The sequence below is a fragment of the Pseudomonas sp. BN515 genome (assembly GCF_029873155.1).
In the GTDB taxonomy this organism is placed as follows: Bacteria; Pseudomonadota; Gammaproteobacteria; order Pseudomonadales; family Pseudomonadaceae; genus Metapseudomonas.
Window position 1 is genome coordinate 43,154 of record NZ_SSOH01000081.1, and the last position, 25,159, is coordinate 68,312.

At 64.6% G+C, this 25,159-nt stretch carries 24 protein-coding genes; 14 read left to right on the plus strand and 10 right to left on the minus strand.

Features of this window, described 5'->3' with window-relative positions:
- The first annotated feature begins 11 nt into the window (after positions 1–11).
- Positions 12–1,028, plus strand: a complete 1,017-nt coding sequence (locus E8E91_RS22780) for an efflux RND transporter periplasmic adaptor subunit (RefSeq protein WP_280379028.1) — start codon at positions 12–14, stop codon at positions 1,026–1,028.
- Positions 1,025–4,084, plus strand: coding sequence for an efflux RND transporter permease subunit (locus E8E91_RS22785; protein WP_280379030.1), 3,060 nt, complete (start codon positions 1,025–1,027; stop codon positions 4,082–4,084). Before E8E91_RS22780 ends, E8E91_RS22785 begins: the two co-directional genes overlap by 4 nt.
- Positions 4,085–4,218: 134 nt before the next feature.
- Here the strand turns inward: E8E91_RS22785 and E8E91_RS22790 are convergent, their stop codons facing one another.
- From E8E91_RS22790 to E8E91_RS22810, 5 genes are all read right to left on the minus strand, one after another.
- Positions 4,219–4,776 carry a putative glycolipid-binding domain-containing protein gene (locus tag E8E91_RS22790; RefSeq protein ID WP_280371916.1) on the minus strand — a complete coding sequence of 186 codons (558 nt, stop codon included), beginning with the start codon at positions 4,774–4,776 and terminating at the stop codon, positions 4,219–4,221.
- A gap of 4 nt (positions 4,777–4,780) precedes the next feature.
- Complete coding sequence (locus E8E91_RS22795; protein WP_280379032.1) at positions 4,781–5,092, minus strand: DUF2834 domain-containing protein; 312 nt, start codon at positions 5,090–5,092, stop codon at positions 4,781–4,783.
- A 26-nt stretch (positions 5,093–5,118) separates the two neighbouring features.
- Positions 5,119–5,466, minus strand: coding sequence for an MmcQ/YjbR family DNA-binding protein (locus tag E8E91_RS22800; RefSeq protein ID WP_280379034.1), 348 nt, complete (start codon positions 5,464–5,466; stop codon positions 5,119–5,121).
- A 16-nt stretch (positions 5,467–5,482) separates the two neighbouring features.
- Positions 5,483–6,664, minus strand: coding sequence for an MFS transporter (locus tag E8E91_RS22805; RefSeq protein WP_280379035.1), 1,182 nt, complete (start codon positions 6,662–6,664; stop codon positions 5,483–5,485).
- Between the two features lie 101 nt (positions 6,665–6,765).
- A complete protein-coding gene (locus E8E91_RS22810; RefSeq protein WP_280379037.1) occupies positions 6,766–7,674 on the minus strand; it encodes a LysR substrate-binding domain-containing protein in 909 nt (302 codons plus the stop codon).
- Between the two features lie 249 nt (positions 7,675–7,923).
- Here E8E91_RS22810 and E8E91_RS22815 point away from each other — a divergent pair, with 249 nt between their 5' ends.
- The 3 genes from E8E91_RS22815 (at position 7,924) to E8E91_RS22825 (ending at position 10,388) form a co-directional block, all read left to right on the plus strand.
- Positions 7,924–8,922, plus strand: coding sequence for a dienelactone hydrolase family protein (locus E8E91_RS22815; RefSeq protein ID WP_280379076.1), 999 nt, complete (start codon positions 7,924–7,926; stop codon positions 8,920–8,922).
- Between the two features lie 136 nt (positions 8,923–9,058).
- A complete protein-coding gene (locus E8E91_RS22820; RefSeq protein ID WP_280379039.1) occupies positions 9,059–9,565 on the plus strand; it encodes a DUF1993 domain-containing protein in 507 nt (168 codons plus the stop codon).
- Positions 9,566–9,779: 214 nt separating this feature from the next.
- Entirely contained in the window at positions 9,780–10,388 is a 609-nt protein-coding gene (locus E8E91_RS22825) for an FMN-dependent NADH-azoreductase (protein WP_280379041.1), read from the plus strand.
- 207 nt (positions 10,389–10,595) lie between these two features.
- Here the strand turns inward: E8E91_RS22825 and E8E91_RS22830 are convergent, their stop codons facing one another.
- Positions 10,596–12,185, minus strand: coding sequence for an ABC-F family ATPase (locus E8E91_RS22830; RefSeq protein WP_280379043.1), 1,590 nt, complete (start codon positions 12,183–12,185; stop codon positions 10,596–10,598).
- A 249-nt stretch (positions 12,186–12,434) separates the two neighbouring features.
- Here E8E91_RS22830 and E8E91_RS22835 point away from each other — a divergent pair, with 249 nt between their 5' ends.
- The 3 genes from E8E91_RS22835 (at position 12,435) to E8E91_RS22845 (ending at position 13,659) form a co-directional block, all read left to right on the plus strand.
- On the plus strand, positions 12,435–12,875 hold the full coding sequence (locus E8E91_RS22835) for a hypothetical protein (RefSeq protein WP_280379045.1): 441 nt from the start codon (positions 12,435–12,437) through the stop codon (positions 12,873–12,875).
- A 211-nt stretch (positions 12,876–13,086) separates the two neighbouring features.
- Positions 13,087–13,272 carry a hypothetical protein gene (locus E8E91_RS22840; protein WP_280379047.1) on the plus strand — a complete coding sequence of 62 codons (186 nt, stop codon included), beginning with the start codon at positions 13,087–13,089 and terminating at the stop codon, positions 13,270–13,272.
- An 87-nt stretch (positions 13,273–13,359) separates the two neighbouring features.
- Positions 13,360–13,659 (plus strand): hypothetical protein, encoded by a 300-nt coding sequence (locus tag E8E91_RS22845; protein WP_280371926.1) that lies wholly within the window; start codon positions 13,360–13,362, stop codon positions 13,657–13,659.
- A 103-nt stretch (positions 13,660–13,762) separates the two neighbouring features.
- Here E8E91_RS22845 and E8E91_RS22850 read toward each other — a convergent pair whose 3' ends face one another.
- A complete protein-coding gene (locus tag E8E91_RS22850; protein ID WP_280371927.1) occupies positions 13,763–14,041 on the minus strand; it encodes a peptidylprolyl isomerase in 279 nt (92 codons plus the stop codon).
- A 119-nt stretch (positions 14,042–14,160) separates the two neighbouring features.
- On the opposite strand from E8E91_RS22850, the gene E8E91_RS22855 reads away from it, so the two are divergent.
- Both E8E91_RS22855 and E8E91_RS22860 read left to right on the plus strand, forming a co-directional pair.
- Positions 14,161–15,372, plus strand: coding sequence for a PilT/PilU family type 4a pilus ATPase (locus tag E8E91_RS22855; protein WP_280379048.1), 1,212 nt, complete (start codon positions 14,161–14,163; stop codon positions 15,370–15,372).
- Between the two features lie 202 nt (positions 15,373–15,574).
- A complete protein-coding gene (locus E8E91_RS22860; RefSeq protein ID WP_280379050.1) occupies positions 15,575–16,171 on the plus strand; it encodes a DJ-1/PfpI family protein in 597 nt (198 codons plus the stop codon).
- A 234-nt stretch (positions 16,172–16,405) separates the two neighbouring features.
- Here the strand turns inward: E8E91_RS22860 and E8E91_RS22865 are convergent, their stop codons facing one another.
- Both E8E91_RS22865 and E8E91_RS22870 read right to left on the minus strand, forming a co-directional pair.
- Positions 16,406–18,361 carry an acetoacetate--CoA ligase gene (locus E8E91_RS22865; RefSeq protein WP_280379052.1) on the minus strand — a complete coding sequence of 652 codons (1,956 nt, stop codon included), beginning with the start codon at positions 18,359–18,361 and terminating at the stop codon, positions 16,406–16,408.
- A 61-nt stretch (positions 18,362–18,422) separates the two neighbouring features.
- The gene (locus tag E8E91_RS22870) at positions 18,423–19,331 is read right to left on the minus strand and encodes a LysR family transcriptional regulator (protein WP_280379054.1); all 909 of its coding nucleotides are present in this window, start codon (positions 19,329–19,331) and stop codon (positions 18,423–18,425) included.
- Between the two features lie 127 nt (positions 19,332–19,458).
- Here E8E91_RS22870 and E8E91_RS22875 point away from each other — a divergent pair, with 127 nt between their 5' ends.
- The 4 genes from E8E91_RS22875 to E8E91_RS22890 all read left to right on the plus strand — a co-directional run bounded on the left by E8E91_RS22875 (position 19,459) and on the right by E8E91_RS22890 (position 23,931).
- Positions 19,459–20,157, plus strand: coding sequence for a CoA transferase subunit A (locus tag E8E91_RS22875; RefSeq protein WP_280379055.1), 699 nt, complete (start codon positions 19,459–19,461; stop codon positions 20,155–20,157).
- A 30-nt stretch (positions 20,158–20,187) separates the two neighbouring features.
- Complete coding sequence (locus E8E91_RS22880; RefSeq protein WP_179059794.1) at positions 20,188–20,844, plus strand: CoA transferase subunit B; 657 nt, start codon at positions 20,188–20,190, stop codon at positions 20,842–20,844.
- A 144-nt stretch (positions 20,845–20,988) separates the two neighbouring features.
- Positions 20,989–22,167 carry an acetyl-CoA C-acetyltransferase gene (locus tag E8E91_RS22885; RefSeq protein ID WP_280379057.1) on the plus strand — a complete coding sequence of 393 codons (1,179 nt, stop codon included), beginning with the start codon at positions 20,989–20,991 and terminating at the stop codon, positions 22,165–22,167.
- A 345-nt stretch (positions 22,168–22,512) separates the two neighbouring features.
- Entirely contained in the window at positions 22,513–23,931 is a 1,419-nt protein-coding gene (locus E8E91_RS22890; RefSeq protein WP_280379058.1) for a TIGR00366 family protein, read from the plus strand.
- Positions 23,932–24,202: 271 nt separating this feature from the next.
- Here the strand turns inward: E8E91_RS22890 and E8E91_RS22895 are convergent, their stop codons facing one another.
- On the minus strand, positions 24,203–25,108 hold the full coding sequence (locus E8E91_RS22895; RefSeq protein ID WP_280379060.1) for a hydroxymethylglutaryl-CoA lyase: 906 nt from the start codon (positions 25,106–25,108) through the stop codon (positions 24,203–24,205).
- Positions 25,109–25,159: the final 51 nt, after the last annotated feature.

The following is a 25,159-nucleotide window of genomic DNA, read 5'->3' on the forward strand; positions in this document are numbered from 1 at the left end:
AGAGGCTCCAGATGAAGGTCCGTCGCAGTGTTTGGCTGTTGTTCGGGGCGCTTGCCTCGTTGTCCGCCATGGCCCAGGAGGCGCCTCTGGTGGAAGTGGCCGAACCGCAACGGGCGCTGGTGCGCGACGAGCTGGTGACCTTCGGGTCCCTGCGCTCGGACGAGTCGGTGATGATCCGCCCGGAAGTGGAGGGCAGGGTGGCCAGCCTGCATTTTCGCGAGGGAGAGAAGGTCAAGGGCGGCGAACTGCTGATCAGCCTGGACGACGCCATCGCCCGCGCCGAGCTGGCCCAGGCCCAGGCCAATCTCGACCTGGCGGAAAAGAGCTATGAGCGGGCCAAAATGCTGTTCTCCCGTGGCGCCAGCAATGCCCAGGCCCAGGACGAATCCCTGTCCCAGGAACAGGCCGCCCGCGCCAGCCTGGCGCTGGCCCAGGCGCGCTTCGACAAGACCCAGATCCGCGCCCCTTACGACGGCACCCTCGGCCTGCGTCTGGTGAGCGTCGGTGACTACCTCAGCGCCGGACAGGACGTGGTCAACCTGGAGGTACTGGACCCACTCAAGGTGGATTTCCGCGTGCCGCAGAAGGCGGTCAGCCAGGTGAGCATCGGCCAGGCGGTGGAGCTGAGCCTGGACGCTTACCCGGGCGAACGCTTCCGGGGCGCGATCATCGCCCTCAACCCGCGCCTGGATGAGGTCGGCCGCAGCCAGGCGATCCGAGCGCAGGTTCCCAACCAGGACCACCGCCTCAAGCCCGGCCAGTTCGTGAAGGTGTCGGTGATCCTCGCCGAGCGCCCGCAAGCCTTGCTGATCCCCGAGGAAGCGGTAATGCCCCTGGGGCACCAGTTGTTCGTCAACCTGGTGGTGGACGGCAAGGTGGAGCGGCGTCCCATCAAGATCGGCCAGCGCCTGCGCGGCAAGGCCGAGGTCCGTGAGGGCCTGCAGGGCGACGAGCAGGTCATTACCGCGGGCTGGCAGAAAGTCAGCCCAGGGCTGGAGGTCCGCACCGTAGCGCGGGGTGGCGTATGACCCTCTCAGATGTGTGCATCCGCAGGCCGGTATTCGCCACCGTCCTGTCACTGATCCTGGTCCTGCTCGGCTTGCTGGCCTACCAGCGACTGGCGGTGCGGGAATACCCCAACATCGACGTGCCCATCGTCACCGTCAACGTGATCTACCCCGGTGCCAGCCCGGAGATCATGGAATCCCAGGTGGCCCAGCCCATCGAGGACGTGTTGTCAGGCATCGAGGGCCTGGACTTCGTTGCCTCCATCAGCCGTTCGGAGAACACCCAGATCACCGCCCAGTTCCGCCTCGGCACCAATGCCGACGAAGCGGCCAACGACGTGCGCGACCGCCTGGGCCGCGTGCGTGGCCTGCTGCCGGACGAGATCAATGAACCCATCGTGCAGAAGGTCGAGGCCGACGCCCAGCCGGTGATCTGGATCGCCTTCTACAGCGAGCAGCACTCGGCGATGGAGATCACCGACGTACTGGAGCGGGTGATACGGGACCGCCTGCAGACCATCCCGGGTGTTTCTGAGGTGCAGATCCGGGGTGCCCGGCGTTTCGCCATGCGCATCTGGCTGGACCCGGAAAAACTCGCCGCCCACGACCTCACCGTGCAGGACGTGGAAGATGCCTTGCGCCGGCAGAACGTGGAGATTCCCGCCGGCCGCATCGAGTCCGTGCAGCGCGAGTTCAGCGTGCTGTCGGAAACCGACCTGCGTACCCCGGAGGAGTTCAACGACCTGATCCTCAACGACCAGCGCGGCTACCTGCTGCGCCTGGCCGATGTCGGTCACGCCGAAGTGGGCGCGGCGGACGAACGCAGCATCGTGCGCTTCAACGGGCGCGCGGCGGTGTCCCTGGGGCTGGTCAAGCAGGCCACGGCCAACCCGCTGGAGATTTCCGACGGGCTCGATGCCGCGCTGCCGGAAATCCGCGCGTTGCTGCCCGATGGCATGAAGATGACCATCGCCAACGACAACTCGCTGTTCATCCGCGAGTCCATCAACAACGTCTACACCACTATCTGGGAAGCGGTGGTGCTGGTCATCCTGATCATCTTCCTGTTCCTGCGCTCCCTGCGCGCCACCCTGATTCCCCTGGTCACCATCCCGGTCTCGCTGATCGGTGCCTTCAGTCTGATGGTGCTGCTGGGCTTCTCCATCAACACCCTGACGTTGCTGGCCATGGTGCTCGCCATCGGCCTGGTGGTGGACGACGCCATCGTGGTGCTGGAGAACATCCACCGGCACATCGAGGAGGGCATGTCGCCGATCCAGGCGGCCTACAAGGGCAGCCGCGAGATCGCCTTCGCGGTGATCGCCATGACCCTCACCCTGGCGGCGGTCTATGCCCCCATCGGCTTCATGCAGGGCACGTCGGGCAAGCTCTTCACGGAATTCTCCTGGACGCTCGCCGGCGCGGTGCTGGTGTCCGGCTTCGTCGCCCTGACGCTGTCGCCGATGATGTGCGGACGCCTGCTCAAGCCCCACGCAGCGCAGCAGCACGGGCGCTTCTACAACCTGGTGGAGTCCTTTCTCCACGCGCTGACCTACAGCTACCGCCACCTGCTGGAGCGGGTGCTGCGGGTCTGGATGCTGATCATCCTGCTGCTGGCGGGCATCCTCGTGCTTTGCCTGGTGCTGTTCAGCGGCCTGCGCAGTGAGCTGGCGCCCACCGAAGACACCGGTACCATCGTCGGCTCCATCAATGGCCCCGACGGCGCCACCATCGAATACACCAGCCGCTACGCGAAGATGCTGGAAGAGGCCTACCAGTCGATCCCCGAAGCCAACCGTTACATGGTGGTGGTGGGTTTCCCGACCGTGGCCCAGGGGCTGTCATTCCTCAAGCTGGAGGACTGGGACTCGCGGGGGCGCAGCCAGTTCGAGATTCGCGACGAGCTACTGCCCAAGCTGCGCGACATCCCCGGCGTGCGTGCCTTTCCCATCAACCGGCCACCCCTGGGCCAGAGCGCCCGCAACCAGCCGGTGAACTTCGTGATCCGCTCCTCGCTGGAGTACAGCGAGCTGCAGACCTACGTCGACCAGTTGATGGAGCGGGTGCGCGACTATCCGGGGCTGGAGAGCCTGGACAGCGACCTCAAGCTCAACTCGCCGCAACTCAAGGTCACGGTCAACCGCGAGCAGGCAGTGGCCGTGGGTACCGATGTGGCCGCGATCGGTCGCAGCCTGGAAAGCCTGTTCGGCAGCCGCCAGGTGACCCGCTTCAAGCAGAACGGCGAGCAGTACGACGTGCTGGTGCAACTGGCCAACGTCGACCGCAGTAATCCTGACGACCTCAACCGCGTCTACGTGCGCGGCCGCAACGACAGCATGGTGCAGCTGGCCAACCTGATCGACGTACGGGAAACCGTAGCGCCCCGCGAACTCAACCATTTCAACCAGCTGCGCGCGGTAACCGTCACCGCCAACGTCGGCTCCGGCTACACCCTCGGTGAGGCGCTGGATTATCTGGAGGAAGCGGCTCGCGCGGTATTCCCGCCGGATACCCAGTTCGACTACACCGGCACCTCGCGGGACTTCAAGGACTCCAGCAGCGGCGTGGCGCTGATCTTCGCCCTGGCCCTGGTGTTCATCTACCTGGTGCTGGCGGCGCAGTTCGAGAGCTTCATCGACCCGCTGATCATCCTCTTCAGCGTGCCGCTCTCCATGGCCGGTGCGCTGCTTGCGCTGACCATTTTCGGCGGCACCCTGAACATCTATTCGCAGGTGGGGATGGTCACCCTCATCGGCCTGATCACCAAGCACGGCATCCTCATCGTCGAGTTCGCCAACCAGCTCCTGCGCCAGGGCGTGGACCTGCACGAAGCGGTGATGGAAGCCTCGGTGAAGCGCCTGCGGCCGATCCTGATGACCACCGGCGCCATGGTGCTGGGCTCGGTGCCCCTGGCCATCGCCAGCGGTGCTGGCGCGGAAAGCCGGCAGCAGATCGGCATGGTGATCGTCGGCGGCCTGCTGGTGGGGACCTTCTTCACCCTCTTCGTGGTGCCGACCCTCTACCAGCAACTGCGCCGCTGGAAGCCGATTCACCGGCTGGAGACCGCGCCGGCGTGAGGGGCGTTGCTTTTCGCTGTAGGGGCGAATTCATTCGCCAAGGGTAGCGAAGCTGCCCCCCGGTGCCTCCGGCGGGCAGACCTTCGGCCTGCTTGGCGATTGAAATCGCCCCTACAAGGTCGTTTCCCTTTCCATCACAACCGCTGAAAGAACAGCGGATAGCGATTCACCAGCCCGTCCTCATCCAGCGTCAGCACCGCTTCGAAGCCGCTGCCGTCGAGGTTCTGGTAGAGGTAATGGGTCTGGTCGAGGCGGGTGTAGGCCTGGCGCATGCGCCGTACGGTCAGTTGCGGGGCTTCGACGAAGACCGTTTCGATCTCCCTCCGCTCGCCGGGGTTGAGGAACAGCCGCCAGATGCTCGGGCTGTTGGTGAAGGGCGTGGGCCAGAGGTCCAGGTCGAGGCTGCCGGACAGCTCCGGCAGCTTCTGGCCGTTGCCATCGAACCAGTGCAGGCCATCGCGGCGCAGGGTCAGGTTGCGGCTGCCACGTCCGTCACGCACCGTGGCGTTGAAACCCCGGGGCTCCCAGCCTTTCTCGTACTCCACGCTGTAATTCAGGCGATAGGACTTGCCGTCGTCGTCGAAGGCCAGCATTCCGCTGTCCGCGCGGCGTCCCTCAAGGCGGAAGTCTTCCAGGCCCTGGGTGGGCGCCCGGTTGTTCCACAGATGGGTCCAGAGGGCGGTGGTTCTCATCGCTTCAGGCTTCCTGGCGCTGGGGTTTGCGCATGACCAGATAGAGCAGCGGCCCGATGGAGGCGAACACCGCGGTCAGCACGTAGAAGGGTAGCAAGTAGGCCAGGCTGCGGCCCTGGCGACGGTTGTCCTGGTACATCCAGATGCCGATCAGCGCACAGGCGAGGTAGAGGTCGATCACGACCTGCGCGGTATCGGCGCGGCTCATCAACTGTGCGCCGAACTCCAGCAGGGGCTGTTCGCTGGTGGCCATGACCCAGAGGGTGTAGCCACCGAACAGCACCAGGGCGACCAGGGCGAAGGAGCGAATGGACATGAGACTTTCCTTGTCGTTGGGGAGATTCAGTCTAGGCGTAGCCCCACCTGCCGGATCTTCGGCAGGCGCGCCACCACCAGCTGGTGGGAGCGGATAATCAGCTCACGCAGCTCATCGTCGCCCATGGGGTAGGGCCGTTGCATCGCGATCCAGTGGGCGCGGGCCAGGTAGGGGGCAGGGCTGATGCCAGGGCGGTCGACATAACCGAGGAAGAGGTCCTTGTCGACCTTGAAGGTCAAGCCGTCACCCAGGAAGTTGATGATGGCGAACATCTTGTTGCCGGCGATGGAAAACACCCGGTTACTGCCCCATTTGAGGTCTTCCCGGGCACCGGGAAGTTGCAGGCAGAAGGCGGCGACTTGGTCGGGGGTCATGGGGGCTCCTGTTCCGTCAGGTTCGGGTTTCGCCGCGCAGCAGCCACAGGCTGAGCAGCATGCCGGCCAGCGCCATCAGGGCAGCGACCAGGAAGATGGCGGCAAAGCCCGCGCCACCGGCGATGGCGCCCATCAATGGCCCGGCGATGCCCAGGGCGAGGTCGAAGAATACCGCGTAGGCGCCCAGCGCTGAACTACGGCTGGCGGCTGGAATGCGCGTGACCGCCTCGACCCCCAGGGCAGGGTAGACCAGCGACAGGCCGAAGCCCGTGAGGGCCGCGCCGGCCAGGGCCAGCCAGGGTGAGGTGGCGGCCCACAGCAGGAACAGGCCGAGGCTCTCCACGGCCAGGCAGACAATGGCCACCCGGTAGCCGCCAAGGTGTTTGATGGTGCCCACGAACAATAGCCGCGCACCGATGAAGGCACAGCCGAACGCGGTGAGGCAGTAGGCGGCGCCTTCCCAGCCGACACTGGCGTAGTAGAGGGTGATGAAGGTGGCCAGGGTGCCGAAGCCGATGGAACCCAAGGCCAGCGCCGTGCCGTTGGGGGCGATGCGCAGGAACACGTTGCTGAAGGGCAATCGCTCACCGTGGACGATGGGCGAGGGGCGCTTCGGCCAGGCCAGCAGGAGGGCGATGGCGCAAAGCAGGGCGATCAGCCCGCCAATGCTCCACAGGCCCAGCGAATCCACCATCACCACACCCAGGGGCGCACCGATGGCCACGGCGCCGTAGGAGGCGATGCCGTTGAACGAGATGACCCGCGCCATGTTCTCCGCGCCCACCAGGCCCACGCCCCAGCTGATGGAACCGGTGCCCACCAGCCCCTGGCCGATACCCAGCAACACGCGCCCGCCCAGCAGCAGCGCAAGGCTCGTCATGGGGAATTGCGCCAGGGAGGTGGACAGGAAGGTCAACACCCCGGACAGGCCGCAGCAGGCCATGCCGTACATCACCGCGCGCTTGGCGCCCAGCCGGTCGGCCAGGCTTCCGGACATGGGGCGGGAGAGGAGGGTGGCAAGGTACTGGGTGCTGATGACGATCCCCGCCATTACCGAGCCGTAGCCCATGTCGTCGTGCACGTAGCCGGGCAGCACCGCGATGGGCAGGCCGACGCAGAAGAAACTGATGAAGGTGAAAAAGACGACGGTGATGATCTGCAGGGTATGGGAGGACGCGGGCAGCCGTGGCGTGCTCATGGCAGAACCTGGAATCGGAGAGACGGGCGTGGATGCCGTCCATCATCCCTGACTCCCTGCGGCAAAGGAAGCTGGCTAATGGTTGTCTTGCTTGGCAGCGTTCAGATCACCGTTCCCTGATGGCGGGAGAAGGCTTCCGCGAGGTGTTCGATCCAGGCGCGAACCGCAGGCAGCAAGCCACGTCTGTGGGTGTAGACCGCCTGTAGGTTGCCACCCGGCAGATGCCAGTCCGGCAACAGACGTACCATGCTGCCGTCGCGCAGTTCGGCCTCGCAGTTCATCTGCGGCAACATGCTGAAGCCGAGGCCCGCCAGTACCGCGTGCTTTCGCACATCGAAATCCTCGATGCCCAGGCGCGCCTCCAGCACCACCTCCCGGCGATTGCCCTGGGCGTCCCGCAGGTCGTGATGGATGCGCCGGTCGGCTTCCAGGCCGCCAAGGGCCGGCAACGACTGGAGGTCGTCGGGCGTGAGGATGCTCCGGCCCTCAACCAGGCTGGGGGCGGCGACCAGGAATGCCTGCGCCGGCCTCAGGACGCGGGCGATAAGGGTCGGGTCTTCATCGCCTTCCTCGCGAACCCGTAGCGCCACGTCTACTCCTTCCTCGCGCAAGTCCACCCGGCGGTTGGTCAGGATCATGTCCAGCTGCACGAGGGGGTATTGCTGGAGGAAGTCGGTGATCATCGGCCTCAGCATCGCGTGCGCGAGTTCCGTTGGGCAGGACACCCGCAGACGGCCCCGTGGCTCGACCGTGAGGCTGGCGACCACTTCCTCGGCCTGTTCGGCCTCCAGCAGCATGGCCTGGCAATGGCGCAGGAAGCGCTCGCCGACGTCGGTCAGCGCCATCTTGCGGGTCGTGCGCTGCAGCAGGCGGGCGTCCAGGCGGGTTTCCAGCTCCGCAATGCGCCGGGAAAGGCGAGATTTCGGCACCCCGAGCAAACGCGCGGCCGCCGAGAAGCCACCGTACTCCACCACCTTGGCGAAGTAGAAAAGGTCGTTGAGATCCTGCATGGCTGGATTGTTCCGTGTGGGGTACGAACTATCTCACCGGAGCCTGTTCGGCAGCCATCGTTTTCGCTGGCGGTACGATGCGCCGGGAACCAGTCGACCGGGCCGTGGAGCCTGCCTATGCTGGTCGTCAATCCGTGGCGCGATACCTGCAATCGACAGGGAGGCTCGCCGATTCGGTGAGCGAGGGATGGCGTGCACGCCGGCAGGTATGCCTGACAGCGGTTTCCGGTACGGAAAGTGAGCACCATGTTGGTTCGTCTTTCAGCAATCCTGGCTCTTCTTGTCCCGCTGGTGGCGTTCGGCGCCCCGGCCGTCGGCATGCACCGCCTGGAACTGGCCGACCCGCTGGACGACGGCCAGCGCTTGAGCGCGGTGGCGTTCTACCCCGCGCAGGGCAAGCCACGCAGCACGGATGTCGACCTCTATCAGGTGGAAGCCGGCGACGATGCGCCCATGGCAGACGGGCATTTCCCTCTGGTACTGATTTCCCACGGCAACGGTGGCTCGCCGCTGGCCCACCATGACCTGGCGACCGCCCTGGCCAGGGCCGGTTTTGTCGTGCTGGCCGTGCAGCACACCGGCGACAACTACCAAGACCAGAGCCGCGCCGGGACTTTCAGCAACCTCTACGGCCGTCCGTTGCAGTTGTCCGCCGCCATTGATGCGGCGGCGTCCGATGACCTGCTGGCCGGCGGGCTGGATACCGAGCGGGTGGGCGTGATCGGCTACTCCGCCGGTGGTGAGTCGGCCCTGATACTGGCGGGCGCCCAGCCCACACCGGAACGGCTACATGACTACTGCCGGCAATGGCCAGATGACCGGGATGCCTGTGGTCGCGGCGGCAAGTTGATCGTCGACCGGGACGACCTTTCGGCCTTCGCCGATCCCCGGGTGGGTTCGGTGATGCTGATGGCGCCGCTGGGGCTGATGTTCGATCGCAAGGGGCTGGAGCCGGTAAAGGTTCCGGTGCTGATCTACAGCGGGGACGATGACCGCATCCTGCAACTGGAACAGAACGCCGGCGCGCTGGTGCGGCGCCTGCCCAGTCCGCCGGATTTCCGCCTGCTGCCCGGAGCGGGGCACTTCGTCTTCATGGCACCCTGCCCGCAAGCGCTGGGTGCCGTGGCGCCACACGTTTGCCAGGACGCCGAAGGCGTCGACCGGGCGGCGATCCATGAGGAGCTGAACGACGAGGCGGTGCGCTTTTTCAGCCGGACCCTGGCGGATCCCCAGGACCCGTTCCGCTGACCGCGCCGGAGGCGTCCCGCGGATGGAACGAAGTCGCTCGGGGAGGGTGCGGCCTGGCGTTCAAGCGCATTGCCGGGTGGCCGGTCAGGGGCTATACCTGAGCCTTTCCCATCCACCCGAAAACGGAGCGATCACCATGTCCTTGTCCATGTACGAGGCGTCCATCCCGGTCCTGACGCGCATGCTCGGCAACCTTTCCAACCTGCTGAAAAAGGGCGAAGCCAACGCCCAGGCGCGCAGCATCGACCCCAAGGTGTTCATCGATTCGCGCCTGGCGCCTGACATGTATCCCCTTGCCCGCCAGGTCCAGATCGCCAGCGACATGGCCAAGGGGTGCGCGGCCCGTCTGGCCGGCGTCGAAGTGCCGAGCTGGCAAGACACCGAAAGCACCTTCGAAGAGCTGCAGGCACGCATTGCCAAGACCCTGGATTTCATCAAGGGCATCGATGCCGCCAAGCTCGAAGGCAGTGAAACCCGCACCGTGGTGCTGAAGATGCGCAGCGGCGAAATCAGCTTCAGCGGTCGCGACTACCTGCTCGGTTTCGCCATGCCGAACTTCTATTTCCACGTCACCGCCGCCTACGCCATCCTTCGCCACAACGGCGTGGACGTCGGCAAGATGGATTACCTGGGCGGGGTCTGACGCTTACCGGCACGCTTCGCTATCCAACATTGGAGCTTGAGCACGGCTCCAATGGTGGATCGGTAAAGCGTGATCCACCGTACGCAGAAATTTTTGTCCCATGAGTGAGACGCTGAATCACGAAATCGCCGTCTAATCAGCTTTTATCGACATGGATAGGATTACCCCCAATCCGATCGGCCGTCGCCGGTCGCCCAACTGAGGGTAACCAACCATGAAACTCCTGCACCTCGACTCCAGCATCCTCGGCGACGCCTCCGCCTCCCGCCAACTGAGCCGCGACGTGGTCGCCGCCTGGAAGGCCGCCGAGCCGACCGCCCAGATCACCTACCGCGACCTGGCAAGCGACGCCATCAGCCACCTGTCCGCCCTGAGCCTGGTTGCCGGCGGTACTCCGGCTGACCTGCGCGACGCCGCCCAGAAGCACGAAGCCGAACTGGGTGAAACCACCCTGAACGAATTCCTCGCCGCCGACGCGGTCGTCATCGGCGCGCCGATGTACAACTTCAGCGTCCCGAGCCAACTGAAAGCCTGGATCGACCGCATCGCCGTCGCCGGCAAGACCTTCCGCTACACCGAGAACGGCCCGGAAGGCCTGGCGGGTGGCAAGAAGGTGGTGATCGTCAACACCGCAGGCGGTATCCACTCCGGCCAGGTGACCGGCCAGGCCCATGAGGACTACCTGAAGCTGGTGCTGAACTTCCTCGGCGTGACCGACATCGAAGTCGTCCGCGCCGAAGGCCTGGCCTACGGCGAAGAGCCCCGCGCCAATGCCATCAGCGCCGCCAAGCAGCAGATCGGCGAGCTGTTCGCCACTGCCTGATTCGGTACGCCGGAAAACACAAAGCCCCGCAATTGCGGGGCTTTGTCGTTTGTAGCGAGTGAGCGATCTCAAGAGGCATGGCCTGCTTTACCTGTAGGAGCGAATTCATTCGCGAAAGGGCTGCGCAGCAGCCCTGGCGAACTGAAGGGCAGACCTGCAGTCTGCATCGCGAATGAATTCGCTCCCACAAAGAGGTTCAGGCCGTCCTCAGACAATCACACCCTGGCTACGCAGGTAGTCGTCATAGGTACCGCTGAAGTCGGTCACGCCGTTCTCGTTCAGTTCGATGATGCGGGTGGCCAGGGAGCCGACGAACTCGCGGTCGTGGCTGACGAAGATCAGGGTGCCCGGGTAGTTCTCCAGTGCCAGGTTGAGCGCCTCGATGGATTCCATGTCCAGGTGGTTGGTGGGTTCGTCCATCACCAGCACGTTAGGCTTCTTCAGGATCAGCTTGCCGAACAGCATGCGGCCTTGCTCACCACCGGAAATCACCTTCACCGACTTGAGGATCTCGTCGTTGGAGAACAGCATGCGGCCGAGGGTGCCGCGCACCAGCTGCTCGCCACCCTGGGTCCACTGGCCCATCCAGTCGAACAGGGTCATGTCGTCTTCGAAGTCATGGGCGTGGTCCTGGGCGTAGTAGCCGAGGTCCGCACTTTCGGTCCACTTCACGCTACCGGCGTCTGGGGTCATCTCACCGACCAGGGTACGCAGCAGGGTGGTCTTGCCGATGCCGTTCGGGCCGATGATGGCGACGCGCTCGCCAGCCTCGATCTGCAGGTCCAGGCCCTTGAACAGTTGCTTGCCCTCGAAGCCCTTGGCCAGCTTCTCCACGGTCACCGCCTGGCGGTGCAGCTTCTTGTGCTGGTCGAAGCGGATGAAGGGGCTGACGCGGCTGGACGGCTTGACCTCGGCCAGTTGGATCTTGTCGATCTGCTTGGCGCGCGAGGTGGCCTGCTTGGCTTTCGAGGCGTTGGCGGAGAAGCGGCTGACGAAGGTCTGCAGCTCGGCGATCTGCGCTTTCTTCTTGGCGTTGTCGGCCAGGAGTTGCTCGCGGGACTGGGTCGCGGCGGTCATGTACTCGTCGTAGTTGCCCGGAAACAGACGCAGCTCGCCGTAATCCAGGTCCGCCATGTGAGTGCACACGCTGTTCAGGAAGTGGCGGTCGTGGGAAATGATGATCATGGTGCTGTTACGCGCCGTGAGGATGTTTTCCAGCCAGCGGATGGTATTGATGTCCAGGTGGTTGGTCGGCTCGTCCAGCAGCAGCACATCCGGGTCCGAGAACAGCGCCTGGGCCAGCAAAACGCGCAGCTTCCAGCCGGGAGCGACTTCGCTCATCGGACCGAAATGCTGGCTGAGCGGAATGCCGAGGCCAAGCAGCAGCTCGCCGGCGCGGGATTCGGCGGTGTAGCCGTCCATCTCGGCGAACTCGGTCTCCAGCTCGGCCACGGCCATGCCGTCGTCCTCACTCATTTCCGGCAGCGAATAGATGCGGTCACGTTCGGCCTTGACTCGCCACAGCTCGGCATGGCCCATGATCACGGTGTCGATCACGCTGAATTCTTCGTACGCGAACTGATCCTGGCGCAGCTTGCCGAGGCGCACGTTGGGTTCCAGCATCACCTGGCCGCCAGAAGGCTCCAGATCGCTGCCGAGGATCTTCATGAAGGTCGACTTGCCGCAGCCGTTGGCACCGATCAGGCCGTAGCGGTTGCCGTTGCCGAACTTGACGGAAACGTTCTCGAACAGCGGCTTGGGGCCGAACTGCATGGTGATGTTGGCGGTAGAGATCACGGTGGAATCCTGAGCTTTGGGGCGCTCGCGCGCAAAAAAGGCGCGATTGTAGCGGTTTTGCCCAGGGCTGGGGGGAACCTTCGGCGGCTGTGGGACGAAAGGGCGTGCGAACTCGTCGGCCCCCTTCGAACGGGAATAGGGTCTCGGCGCCTATGGGGGATTCATGCCCGAGGGGAATTGATCCCCATCACGATGCGCCTCGCCATCATGAGCATGATGAACGCCCATTAAGGATGAGGGGGAAGTGACATGCTCTATCTACTGCTCAAGTTCGCGCATCTCACGGCAGCGGCTTTTTTCATCGGCGGGGTGTTCTTCGAGGTCATGATCCTCAACCGGGCGGCCCGCAGTCTGGAAGCGGGGCCTCGTGAACAGCTGTCCAGGGCCCTGGGGCAGCGCGCCCGGCGTGTCATGCACTGGGTCATCCTCGTACTCTTCGGCGCCGGCCTGGCGCTGGCCTGGCATTACCGCGCTGTGCTGCAGGACCCTTTCTCCAGCAGCTTCGGCACCTTGCTGGTGCTGAAGATCTGCCTGGCACTGAGCATCCTCGGGCACTTCCTGCTGGTCGTTTTGCTGATGCGCAGTGGGCGCATGACGCCAGCCCGCTCCCGTCTGATCCACCTCAGCGTGCTGATTCAGATGCTTGGCATCCTGTTCCTGGCCAAGGCGATGTTCCTGGTCAGCTGGTAGCGCGGTCTGCGGAGGCTGCGAAGGTGCGGAATGTCCGGTCTGACCTGTACACGGCGCTATCACGAAACCGTCAAGAACCGGCGCTAGCCTGACCTGGCTTCCACGGCACTTTGACTCTCGATCGCGCCGCCCACGCTACGCGATGCAGGCCAACCTGATCAGTTGGCCTTTTTTCTTTCTGCCGTTCCGCCGTGCACCAGTCGGAGTATCCATGGACATCGCAATCCAGCAGGTCAGCCGCAGCGACAGGGAAGAGTGGCAGGTGGAGGTCTTCGGCATGAAGGTTTCCTTCCGCGACAAGGCGGCTGCGCTGGCCTTCGCGATCAGGCTGCAGGAGCGCGTGGAAGCGCCCCATCTGCTGCCGGGCACACCCGATCAGGATGATGTTCAGGCCTGAGGCTCAATTTCTTGTCGGTTCCAGCTATTGCGTGGCGGGCCTGGGCTGGGGCAAAAATGTGCCTTCCGGACCAGAAGGAGAAGGCACGTGAAGAGAGCTCTGATTTTCGTTGCACTGACCTTGCAGGCCTGCACCTTCGCAGCGGTGGCGGGGGAGTGGCCGCAAGGTGGTGGCGAGAAGTTCACCCAGGAATGCGTTGCCAGCGCGGCCAGGCAGGTTCCGCAGGACAAGGCCGTCGCCTACTGCAACTGCTCCAACGGCATGATGCAGGAGGCCTTCACCTCGCAGCAGCTGGTGAGCGTGACCGAAGGCCGGAAACCGACCGAAGACGAATTGACGGTCCTCACCGATATCTCGCGTACGTGCGCTCGCGAAACACTGCAATGATGAAGTCGGGGCGCGGAGTGAAGGCGCTGCAATAAGGCCTTCACATTCCGGCGCGAGAATAGGCACTGCGCCACGGACGGTGCCCATTCTCGCCAGATGCCCCTCACTCCCTGAAGAACACCTGCACCAGGTGATAGCCGAACTGGCTTTTCACCGGGCCATGGATGACGCGCACGGGTTTCTTGAAAATTACCTGATCGATCACTCGCACCATCTGGCCAGGGCGCACTTCGCCCAGGTCGCCGCCGCGCTTGCCGGACGGGCAGATGGAGTGCTTCTTGGCCAGGACGGCGAAGTCTTCGCCCTTGTCCAGGCGCTTCTTCAATTGTTCGGCTTCCGCCTCGGTCTTGACCAGAATATGGCGGGCAAGGGCCTTGGCCATGGGAATTCCTCTTGGACTGTGGAGCGGTTCATTGTGCCAGTACAGGCAGCCGCCATACAGTTGGGCACCGGTGATCCGCCAAGCGGATGCCTTCACCTGACACGGGATGTGCACCTTCGATGGACCTCTCAGCGATGCTCAAGATCCTGGCTACCCAGGATGGCTCCGACCTCTACCTGTCCACGGGCGCGCCGCCCTGCGCCAAGTTCAACGGCCTGTTGCGGCCGCTCAGCAACGAACCACTGAAGGCCGGCGACGTGGCCAGGATCGCCGAGTCGATCATGGACGCCGAGCAGCGTGCCGAGTTCGACCGCGAACTGGAGATGAACCTGGCGATCTCGCTGCCGAACATCGGCCGCTTCCGTATCAACATCTTCCGCCAGCGCAACGAGGTATCCATCGTCGCGCGGAACATCAAGCTGGATATCCCGCGCTTCGAAGACCTCAAGCTGCCCGAAGTGCTGCTCAAGATGGTGATGGAAAAGCGCGGCCTGGTGCTCTTCGTCGGCGGAACCGGCTCTGGTAAGTCCACCTCGCTGGCGGCGCTGATCGACTACCGCAATCGCAACACCGGCGGCCACATCATCACCATCGAAGATCCTGTGGAGTACGTGCACCGGCACAAGAAATCCATCATCAACCAGCGCGAAGTCGGGGTGGATACCCGCAGCTTCCACGCTGCGCTGAAGAACACCCTGCGCCAGGCGCCGGACGTGATCCTGATCGGCGAGATTCGCGACCGCGAGACCATGGAGCACGCCCTGGCCTTCGCCGACACCGGCCACCTGGCCATTTCCACCCTGCACGCCAACAACGCCAACCAGGCGCTGGACCGCATCATCAACTTCTTCCCGGAAGAGCGTCGTCCGCAGCTGCTCAACGACCTGGGCAACAACCTCAAGGCCTTCGTTTCCCAGCGCCTGGTACGTACCCAGGACGGCAAGCGCCGAGCGGCGGTGGAGGTGCTGCTGGGTACCTCGACCATCAGCGACCTGATCAAGCGCGGTGAATTCCACTCCATCAAGGAGATCATGGAAAAGTCCCGTGGCCTGGGCATGCAGACCTTCGACCAGGCGCTGTTCGACCTGGTGGTGGAGGGCGCCATTCCCGAAGAGGAGGCGATCAAGAACGCAGACTCGGCCAACAACCTGCGCCTGAAGCTCAAGCTCTATCGCGAAGGCCCTGCTGCAACGCCCGCACCGGCCGCAGCGGCGCCAGCACCGGCAGCTGCCCCTAGCGCCACTCCGGATTCCGCCGGCTGGGGCCTGGAGCTGAAGCTGGAAGACCTGGAAGAAGACGCGCCGGAAGAGCCGGGGCCTCGGATGGGTTAGTTCGTTGTGGGAGCGAATTCATTCGCGAAAGCAGCCCGTAGGGCTGCCTGCCCCAATCGCGAATGAATTCGCTCCCACAAGTAAGGCAATCGCGCGATTACCCCCAACCTGTATGGCCAAATTTAAATCTGTCTGTACATAGCGACCACGTTCCGGCGCGCATAGATTCGCCCCATGCACCAAACCGATCCGGGAGGTCGTGATGCGAATCGCCGTACTGACATTCGAAGGTTTCAACGAACTGGATTCCTTCGTGGCCGCCGCCTTGCTCAACCGCATGCGTGGACAGGGCTGGCAGGCGGAGATCACTGCGCCCAGCGACTGGGTGACGTCCATGAACGGCGTGCGGGTCCAGGCCCAGCAACCGCTGGAGTTCGCCAACGGTGCCGACGTGGTGCTGTTCGGTAGCGGCATCCTGACCCGTGATATCGCCAAGGACCGGAACATCCTCGATCGCCTGCAACTGGACCCGCAACGCCAACTGATCGGCTCACAGTGCTCCGGCGCCTTGCTCATGGCCAAACTCGGCCTGCTCGACAATCTGCCGGCCTGTACCGACCTCACCACCAAGCCCTGGGTGATCGAGGCCGGCGTACGGGTGCTGGATCAGCCGTTCTTCGCCAGCGGCAACCTCGCCACGGCGGGGGGCTGCCTATCCGCGCCCTACCTGGCCGCCTGGGCGATCGCCAAGCTGGCCGGCGAAGACGCCGCAGCTTCCGTGCTGCACTACGTGGCGCCGGTAGGGGAGAAAGAGGCCTATGTGGAGCGGGCGCTGGGTGTGATTCGGCCGTATCTATAAGGTGCGATGCGCGCTTCTGTAGGGTCGATTTCAATCGACAAGGGCGGCGCAGCCGCCCCCTGAGAAATTGCAGGCCGGACCTTCGGCCCGGTTGGCGAATGAATTCGCCCCTACAAGTGTTCGGCCTTCACTCCGTAGGGTGGGCTTCAGCCCACCATTGCAGGTCAGCTGTGGGCTAAAGCCCACCCTACAAGGCTACAAGGCGAATCCCTTGAGGATGCGCGGGCCGCCCCTTCAACTCTGAAGCTCTGGAAGATCCCGATACAACTCCAACGCCTGCGGGTTGGCCAGGGCATCGGTGTTCTTCACCGGCTTGCCATGCACCACGTTTCGCACCGCCAGTTCGACGATCTTGCCGCTCAGGGTGCGGGGAATGTCGTCAACGGCGATGATCTTCGCCGGCACGTGGCGCGAGGTGGTGTTGGTGCGGATCACCTGGCGGATGCGTGCCCGCAGGGCGTCGTCCAGCACCACGCCTTCGCGCAGGCGCACGAAGAGCACCACCCGCACGTCGCCGTCCCAGTCCTGGCCGATGGCGATGGATTCCAGCACTTCCTCCACCTTCTCCACCTGGCGATAGATCTCCGCCGTGCCGATGCGCACGCCGCCGGGGTTGAGCACGGCGTCGGAGCGGCCGTGGATCACCAGGCCGCCGTGCGCGGTTTCCTCGGCGTAGTCGCCGTGTGCCCATACACCGGGGAAGGTCTCGAAGTAGGCGGCCCTGAACCGCGCTCTGTCCGGGTCGTTCCAGAAGCCCACCGGCATCGACGGGAAATGCCGGGCGCAGACCAACTCGCCTTTCTCGCCGAATACCCTTCTGCCGTCCTCGTTCCACACCTGCGTGTCCATGCCCAGGCCCTTGCACTGCAGCTCCCCGCGCCATACAGGCAGCACCGGATTGCCCAGGGCGAAGCAGGAAACGATGTCGGTGCCGCCGGAAATGGAAGACAGGCACAGCTCGCCCTTGATGTCGCGGTAGACGAACTCGAAGCTCTCGTGGGACAGCGGTGAACCGGTGGAAAGCAGGGCCTTCAGACGCTCCAGGCGGTGGCTCTGGCGCGGTTTGATGCCGGCCTTCTCCAGGGCGGCCAGGTACTTGGCACTGGCACCGAAGATGCTGATGCCCTCGGCATCGATCAGGTCCATCAGGCGTTCCGGGCCGGGGTGGAAGGGCGAGCCGTCGTAGAGCACCAGGGTTGCGCCCAGGGCGAGGCCTGAAACCAGCCAGTTCCACATCATCCAGCCGCAGGTGGTGAAGTAGAACAGCGTGTCCGAGGCCGACAGGTCACAGTGCAGGCCGTGTTCCTTGACGTGTTGCAGCAGGGTGCCGCCAACGCCGTGGACGATGCATTTGGGCACCCCGGTTGTGCCGCTGGAGTAGAGGATGTACAGCGGCTGGTCAAAGGGGACGGGGGTGAACTGGGGCTCGCCGCCGGGTTGGTAGAAGTCGTTCCACAGGGCGACGCGGGCGCGGGTGGTGAAGTCCGCCGGCTGTGCCTCGGGGCGGGAGTAGGGCACCACCACCAACTGTTCCAGCCAGGGCATGCGTTCGAGGATTTCGTTGAGCTTGTCGGTCAGGTCCAGGTTCTTGCCGGCGTAGCGGTAGCCGGCGGCAGCGATCAGCACCCTCGGCTCGATCTGGCCGAAGCGGTCGATCACCCCCTGGGTGCCGAAGTCCGGCGAGCAGGACGACCAGGCGGCGCCCAGACTGGTCGCGGCGAGCATGCCCGCCACCGCTTGCCAGGTATTGGGCATGAAGGCCGCAACGCGATCGCCGACGCCCACGCCCAGGGCTTTCAGGCTCTGCTGCAGGCCGGCGACATGGTTGGCCAGTTCGGCGTAGGTCAATTGCACGCGGCTGCCGTCTTCGCCGATGGCGATCAGTGCCGGCTGCTCGTCGCGGCGGCGCAGCAGGTGCTCGGCGAAGTTCAGGGTGGCGCCGGGGAACCAGCGGGCGCTGGGCATCACGGGGCTTTCTTCCAGCACGGCCGTAGGCGGCGTGCTGAAGCGGATGTCGAAGAATTCGACGATGGCCTGCCAGAAGGCCTCACGACGATCCAGGCTCCAGGCGTGCAGGGCAGGGTAGTCGGGCAGGTCCAGGCCCTGTTGCTGGCAGACCTGGCGGCGGAAGGCGTCCATGCGGGTGGCGGCGATCCGCACCGGGCTGGGGGTCCACAGTGGCTTATCCATCTGCGCATCCTCATCTGGCGAGACGTGGGTCATCCGGTTGCTATTCAGCATAGGCCCTGGCTCAGGGCCGGGGCAGGTCCATACGGCTCCAGTCGTGGGCCTTCAGCAGCACGTCGCTGAGGGCCTGGGCGGCGGTGGAGAGCTGGTGCTCGGCCAGCCGAAAGAGGCCCACGCGGCGCTCCACCTGTGGGCTGTGCAAGGCAATGCAGCGGGCACCGAGCTCCTCCATCTGCTGGATGCACAGGCTGGGCACGGCGCTGACGCCCAGCCCCTGGGCCACCATCCGGCCCACGGTCACCAGTTGATGGCTCTCGAAGGCCACCGGCAGGCGGCCGTGCTGCGGCGCGAGTACTTGTTCGAGCATCAGGCGCACGGCCGACGGGCGCTGCAGGGTGATGAAGTTGCCCTGCAGCAACTCCGTCCAGCCGATCTCGGCGCGCTGCGCCAGCTCGCAGTCGGCGGGTACCACGGCAACAAAGCGGTCGGTGTAGAAGGGCATGAAGTCCAGGCCGTCGAGGGACTCAGGCTCGAAGGCGATGCCCAGTTCCACCCGCCGGTTGCGCACCATCTCCAGCACCTGCTCGTTGATCACGTCGTGCACCGCCACGTTGACCTTGGGGTGCTGGTCGCGAAAAGCCTTGAGCGCTGCCGGCAGCAAGTTGCCGGCGAAGGAGGGCATGGCAGCGATGGAAACCTTGCCCAACTGCAGGGTGAAGTGCTGGCGCAACAGTTCTTCGGCGTTGTCCCAGTCCGCCAGCAGGCGCCGGGCGATGGGTAACAGCGTTTCGCCCTCGGGCGTCAGCGCGACGCTCCGTGTGGTGCGCACCAGCAGTTGGCCACCGAGGGAATCTTCCAGGTTCTTGATCGCCAGTGAGAGGGCCGGCTGGGACAGGTGCAACCGCTCGCAGGCCTGGGCGAAGCTCAGGCTCTGCGCCACGGCGAGGAAGGCGCGCAGCTGCTTGATGGTCATTGATTTGCTTTGTTTATTAATCGTTAGGAAAAACAAACTTAACAAATCAGTCTGCGCGGGAGAAGCTCTGACCCACTCAACGGCGGTATCCCCGTCGCGACCAATAAAGACAAAGAGGCACATGAGCATGAGTGGACTCGACAAGCGCGTATACAGCTACGAGGAAGCCCTGGACGGGCTGACAGACGACATGACCGTCCTGGCCGGTGGTTTCGGCATCTGTGGCATCCCCGAGAACCTGATCGCCGAGATCCGCCGTCGTGGCGTCAAGGGCCTCACCGTGGTTTCCAACAACTGCGGCATCGATGGTTTCGGCCTGGGCGTGCTGCTCGAAGACCGCCAGATCCGCAAGATGATCGCCTCCTACGTGGGCGAAAACGCCCTGTTCGAGCAGCAGCTGCTCAGCGGCGAACTGGAAGTCGAACTGACCCCCCAGGGCACCCTCGCCGAGAAAATGCGCGCAGGCGGTGCCGGCATCCCGGCCTTCTTCACCGCCACCGGCTACGGCACCCCGATTGCCGAAGGCAAGGAAGTGCGTGAGTTCAACGGCCGCAAGTACATCCTCGAGCCGTCGATTACCGGCGACTTCGCCATCGTCAAAGGCTGGAAGGCCGACCACTTCGGCAACGTGATCTACCGCCACACCGCGCAGAACTTCAACCCGCTGGCGGCCACCGCCGGCCGGATCACCGTGGTCGAGGTGGAAGAAATCGTCGAGCCGGGCGAACTGGACCCTGCCCACATCCACACGCCGGGCATCTACGTTGACCGCGTCATTTGCGGGACCTTCGAGAAGCGCATCGAAAAGCGCACCGTCCGCTCCTGATCACGACAAGAAGAATTCGAGGAAACCGACATGGCACTGACCCGCGAACAGATGGCCCAGCGCGTGGCCCGCGAACTGAAAGACGGCTACTACGTGAACTTAGGGATCGGCATTCCGACCCTGGTCGCCAACTACGTACCTGAAGGCATGCAAGTGATGCTGCAGTCCGAGAACGGCCTGCTGGGCATGGGTGCCTTCCCCACTGAAGATGAAGTTGACGCCGACATGATCAACGCCGGCAAGCAGACCGTCACCGCGGTGAAGGGTGCTTCGATCTTCTCCTCCGCCGAGTCCTTCGCGATGATCCGCGGCGGTCACGTGGACCTCACCGTGCTCGGCGCCTTCGAAGTGGACGTGCAGGGCAACATCGCCTCCTGGATGGTCCCGGGCAAGCTGGTCAAGGGCATGGGCGGCGCCATGGACCTGGTGGCTGGCGCGGAAAACATCATCGTCACCATGACCCACGCTTCCAAGGACGGCGAGTCCAAGCTGCTGGAAAGCTGCTCGCTGCCGCTGACCGGCGCCGGTTGCATCCGCAAGGTGCTGACCGACCTGGCCTACCTGGAGATCGAGAACGGCGCCTTCATCCTGCGTGAAACCGCGCCCGGCGTGAGCATCGCCGAGATCGCCGAGAAGACCGCCGGCCGCCTGATCGTCCCGGACGACGTGGTTGAAATGACTTTCTGATTGCTCTGCCGCTCTGGAGGAGGCCACCACGCATGGCGCTCCTCCGGCGCGGTTTTTTCTATGCTTTTGTAGGAGCGAGCTTGCTCGCGAAGTTCACTCCGATTCGCGAGCAAGCTCGCTCCTACGGATCAAATGGAGATCCCCATGCAAGACGTCGTAATCGTCGCCGCCACCCGCACTGCCATCGGCAGCTTCCAGGGCGCGCTGGCCAACATTCCCGCCCATGAACTGGGCGCTGCCGTGATCCGCCAGCTGCTGGAGCAGACCGGCCTCAAGGGCGAGCAGATCGATGAAGTGATCCTCGGCCAGGTGCTCACCGCCGGTGCCGGCCAGAACCCGGCGCGCCAGGCTGCCGTCCTCGCTGGCCTGCCCCATGCAGTACCGGCCATGAGCCTGAACAAGCTCTGCGGTTCCGGCCTCAAGGCCCTGCACCTGGGCATCCAGGCCATCCGTTGCGGCGATGCCGAGGTGATCATCGCTGGCGGCCAGGAAAGCATGAGCCTGGCGCCCTACATCCTTCCGGCCGCCCGTACCGGCATGCGCATGGGCCACGCCAAGGCGCTGGACAGCATGATCCACGACGGCCTGACCGACGCCTTCAACAACTACCACATGGGCGTCACTGCCGAGAATCTGGTGGAGAAGTACGGCCTGACCCGCGAACAGCAGGACGCCTTTGCCGCCGCTTCCCAGCAGAAAGCCGCCGCTGCCATCGAGGCCGGCCGTTTCAAGGATGAAATCACTCCCATCCTGATTCCGCAGAAGAAGGGCGACCCCATTGCCTTCGATACCGACGAAGGTCCGCGCGCCGGCACCACCGCCGACTCCCTCGCCAAGCTGAAGCCCGCCTTCAAGAAGGACGGCAGCGTCACCGCTGGCAACGCCTCCACCCTCAACGACGGCGCCGCCGCCGTGGTGCTGATGAGCGCCGAGAAGGCCAAGTCCCTGGGCCTGCCGGTACTGGCGCGCATCGCTGGCTACGCCAACTCCGGTGTCGACCCGGCGATCATGGGCATCGGCCCGGTCACCGCTACCCGTCGTTGCCTGGACAAGGCCGGCTGGAGCCTCGACGACCTCGACCTGATCGAAGCCAACGAAGCCTTCGCCGCGCAGTCCCTGTCGGTCGGCAAGGAGCTGGGCTGGGACATGGCCAAGGTCAACGTCAACGGTGGCGCCATCGCCCTCGGTCACCCCATTGGCGCTTCCGGCTGCCGCGTACTGGTCAGCCTGCTGCACGAAATGATCAAGCGTGATGCGAAGAAAGGTCTGGCGACCCTGTGCATCGGCGGCGGCATGGGCGTAGCCCTGGCCATCGAGCGCTAGTTCCATACCCGTAGGTTGGGCTGAGCGCAGCGAAGCCCAACGGTCGCACTCTCCTTGAGCAGTGAGACCGGTTGCAAATCCAGCGTTGGGCTTCGCGTAGCTCAGCCCAACCTACAAAAAGATAAAGCGGACCTGCTATGTCCAGGTCCCTGCAACGCCATCACGCACGAGCCCAAGGCTGAAAAGCCACGGGCCTCCGACCTCACCATGCCCCTCCCGGGCGTGGCGTCGTCGTTTCAGACAGAAAAGAGGGCAAAGACCCTCGGATTCTTTTCAAGACCACTGTCCCGGCACCCGGCCCCGGCTGGGTGAATGCCGATAAAAACAACACTCCCGAGGTACCCGATGGCCACCACACTTCAAGAAAGCCGTTCAGCCCGCTTTGCCATGCGTTGCTCCGCCTGGGCGGAACGTTGGTTCCCCGACTCCTGGGTCTTCGCCGCAGTCGCCGTACTGCTGGTCACCGTCGCTGCCCTGGGCATGGGTGCCCCGGCCAGCCAGGCCGCCAAGGCATTCGGCGACGGATTCTGGAGCCTGATTCCCTTCACCATGCAGATGGCCTTCGTGGTCATCGGCGGCTACGTGGTCGCCAGCTCCGGCCCGGCCTCGCGCCTGATCGACCTGCTGGCCCGCGTGCCGAAGAACGGCCGCTCGGCGGTGTGCTGGGTAGCGCTGATCTCGATGGTCGCGTCCTTGCTCAACTGGGGCCTGTCCCTGGTGTTCGGCGGCCTGCTGGTACGGGCCCTGGCCCGCCGTGAAGAGCTGAAGATGGACTACCGCGCCGCTGGTGCCGCTGCCTACCTGGGTCTTGGTGCCGTGTGGGCGCTGGGGCTGTCTTCTTCGGCCGCGCAGCTGCAAGCCAACCCGGCCAGCCTGCCGCCGTCGATCCTCGCCATCACCGGCGTGATCCCCTTCACTGAAACCATCTTCCTCTGGCAATCCGGCGCGATGCTGCTGGCGCTGATTGTGGTGTCCCTGGTAATCGCCTACATGACTGCGCCCAGTGCTGCCAGCGCCCGTGACGCCAAGGCGTGCGGCATTGACCCGAGCTTCACCGCGCCGCCCCAGGTCAAACCGACTCGTCCGGGTGAATGGCTGGAACACAGCCCGCTGCTGATCATCCTGCTGGTGGCCCTGGCCGGCGGCTGGCTGGCCCAGGAGTTCGCCAGCAAGCCGGCGATCACCGCCATCTCTGGCCTGAACACTTACAACCTGCTGTTCATCATGGCCGGCGCGCTGTTGCACTGGCGCCCGCGCAGCTTCCTGGATGCCGTGGCCCGCGCCGTTCCGACCACCACCGGGGTGCTGATCCAGTTCCCGCTGTACGGCTCCATCGCCGCGATCATGACCACCGTCAACGGCAGCGACGGCCAGACCCTGGCGCATCACATCTCCACCTTCTTCGTGCAGATCGCCAACCACGACACCTACGCGCTGCTGATGGGCGTGTATTCGGCTGTGCTGGGCTTCTTCATCCCGTCCGGTGGTGGCAAGTGGATCATCGAGGCGCCCTATGTGATGCAGGTGGCCAACGAGCTGCAGTACCACCTGGGCTGGTCGGTGCAGATCTACAACGCCGCCGAGGCGCTGCCGAACCTCATCAACCCCTTCTACATGCTGCCGCTGCTGGGTGTGCTGGGCCTGAAGGCGCGCGACCTGATCGGCTTCTCCTTCGTCCAGCTGCTGGTGCATATCCCGTTGGTGATGGTGCTGCTGTGGGCGTTGGGCACGACCCTGACGTATGTGCCGCCGGTAATGCCTTGATATTTTCCCTCACCCCCAGCCCCTCTCCCGCAAGCGGGAGAGGGGTGACTCGCGCTTGGTGTTTGCGTGTTTGCCGGTAACTCGGAGCTGATTCGAGCCTATTGGTCACAGGTTGCACGGACAGCCCCCTCTCCCTGAGGGAGAGGGTTGGGGTGAGGGGGAAAGGTCCATCCGCTCACCGGGCCCGCAAGGTGAACCCAGCCGGGAGCGCTACGCGCTCCTTCGCGAATGAATTCGCCCCCACAGAAGAGGGGCGAATCGCGAGCTGAGGTCAGCCCCTCTTAGCCAGAATCGCCCGCGCCACCCGCGAGCCATTCTCCTTGCCGAGCACCGCGCAGATACGCTGTCCGGCATCCACCAGCTTGCTCATGTCGATACCGGTCTCGATGCCCATGCCATTGAGCAGGTAGAGCACATCCTCGGTGGCGACGTTGCCGGTGGCGCCCTTGGCGTAGGGGCAGCCGCCGAGTCCCGCGACCGAGCTGTCGAACACGGCGATGCCTTCCAGCAGGCTGGCGTGGATGTTCGCCACGGCCTGGCCGAAGGTGTCGTGGAAGTGGCCGGCGAGCTTGTCGCGCGGCACGCGGGTGCCCACTACGTTGATCAGGTGGCGGGTCGCGCCGGCGGTGCCGGTGCCGATGGTGTCGCCCAGGGAGACTTCGTAGCAGCCCATGGCGTAGAGCTCGGCGGCGACGGCGGCCACTTGCTCGGCGGGCACCTCGCCCTCATAGGGGCAGCCCAGCACGCAGGACACGTATCCGCGCACGCTGATGCCGTGGGCCTTGGCGGCTTCCATCACGGGGACGAAGCGCTCCAGGCTCTCGGCGATGGAGCAATTGATGTTCTTCTGCGAGAAGGACTCGGACGCGGCAGCGAACACCGCCACTTCCTTCACCCCGGCCTCTACGGCCGCCTCGAAACCCTTGAGGTTCGGTGCCAGGGCCGCGTAGGTGACGCCAGCCTTGCGCTGGATCTGCGCGAAGACTTCGGCGGAGCCTGCCATCTGCGGCACCCACTTGGGCGATACGAAACTGCCGACTTCGACATAGCTGATGCCGGCGGCGGTGAGGTCGTCCACCAGACGCACCTTGTCGGCGACGCTGATGGGTTGCTTCTCGTTTTGCAGGCCATCGCGTGGGCCGACTTCGACCAGGCGGACCTTGCGGGGAATGTTCATTGCGTCATCTCTCGATTAGGGAGGTCGGGCGTAGCTACGGCCAGAATGCAT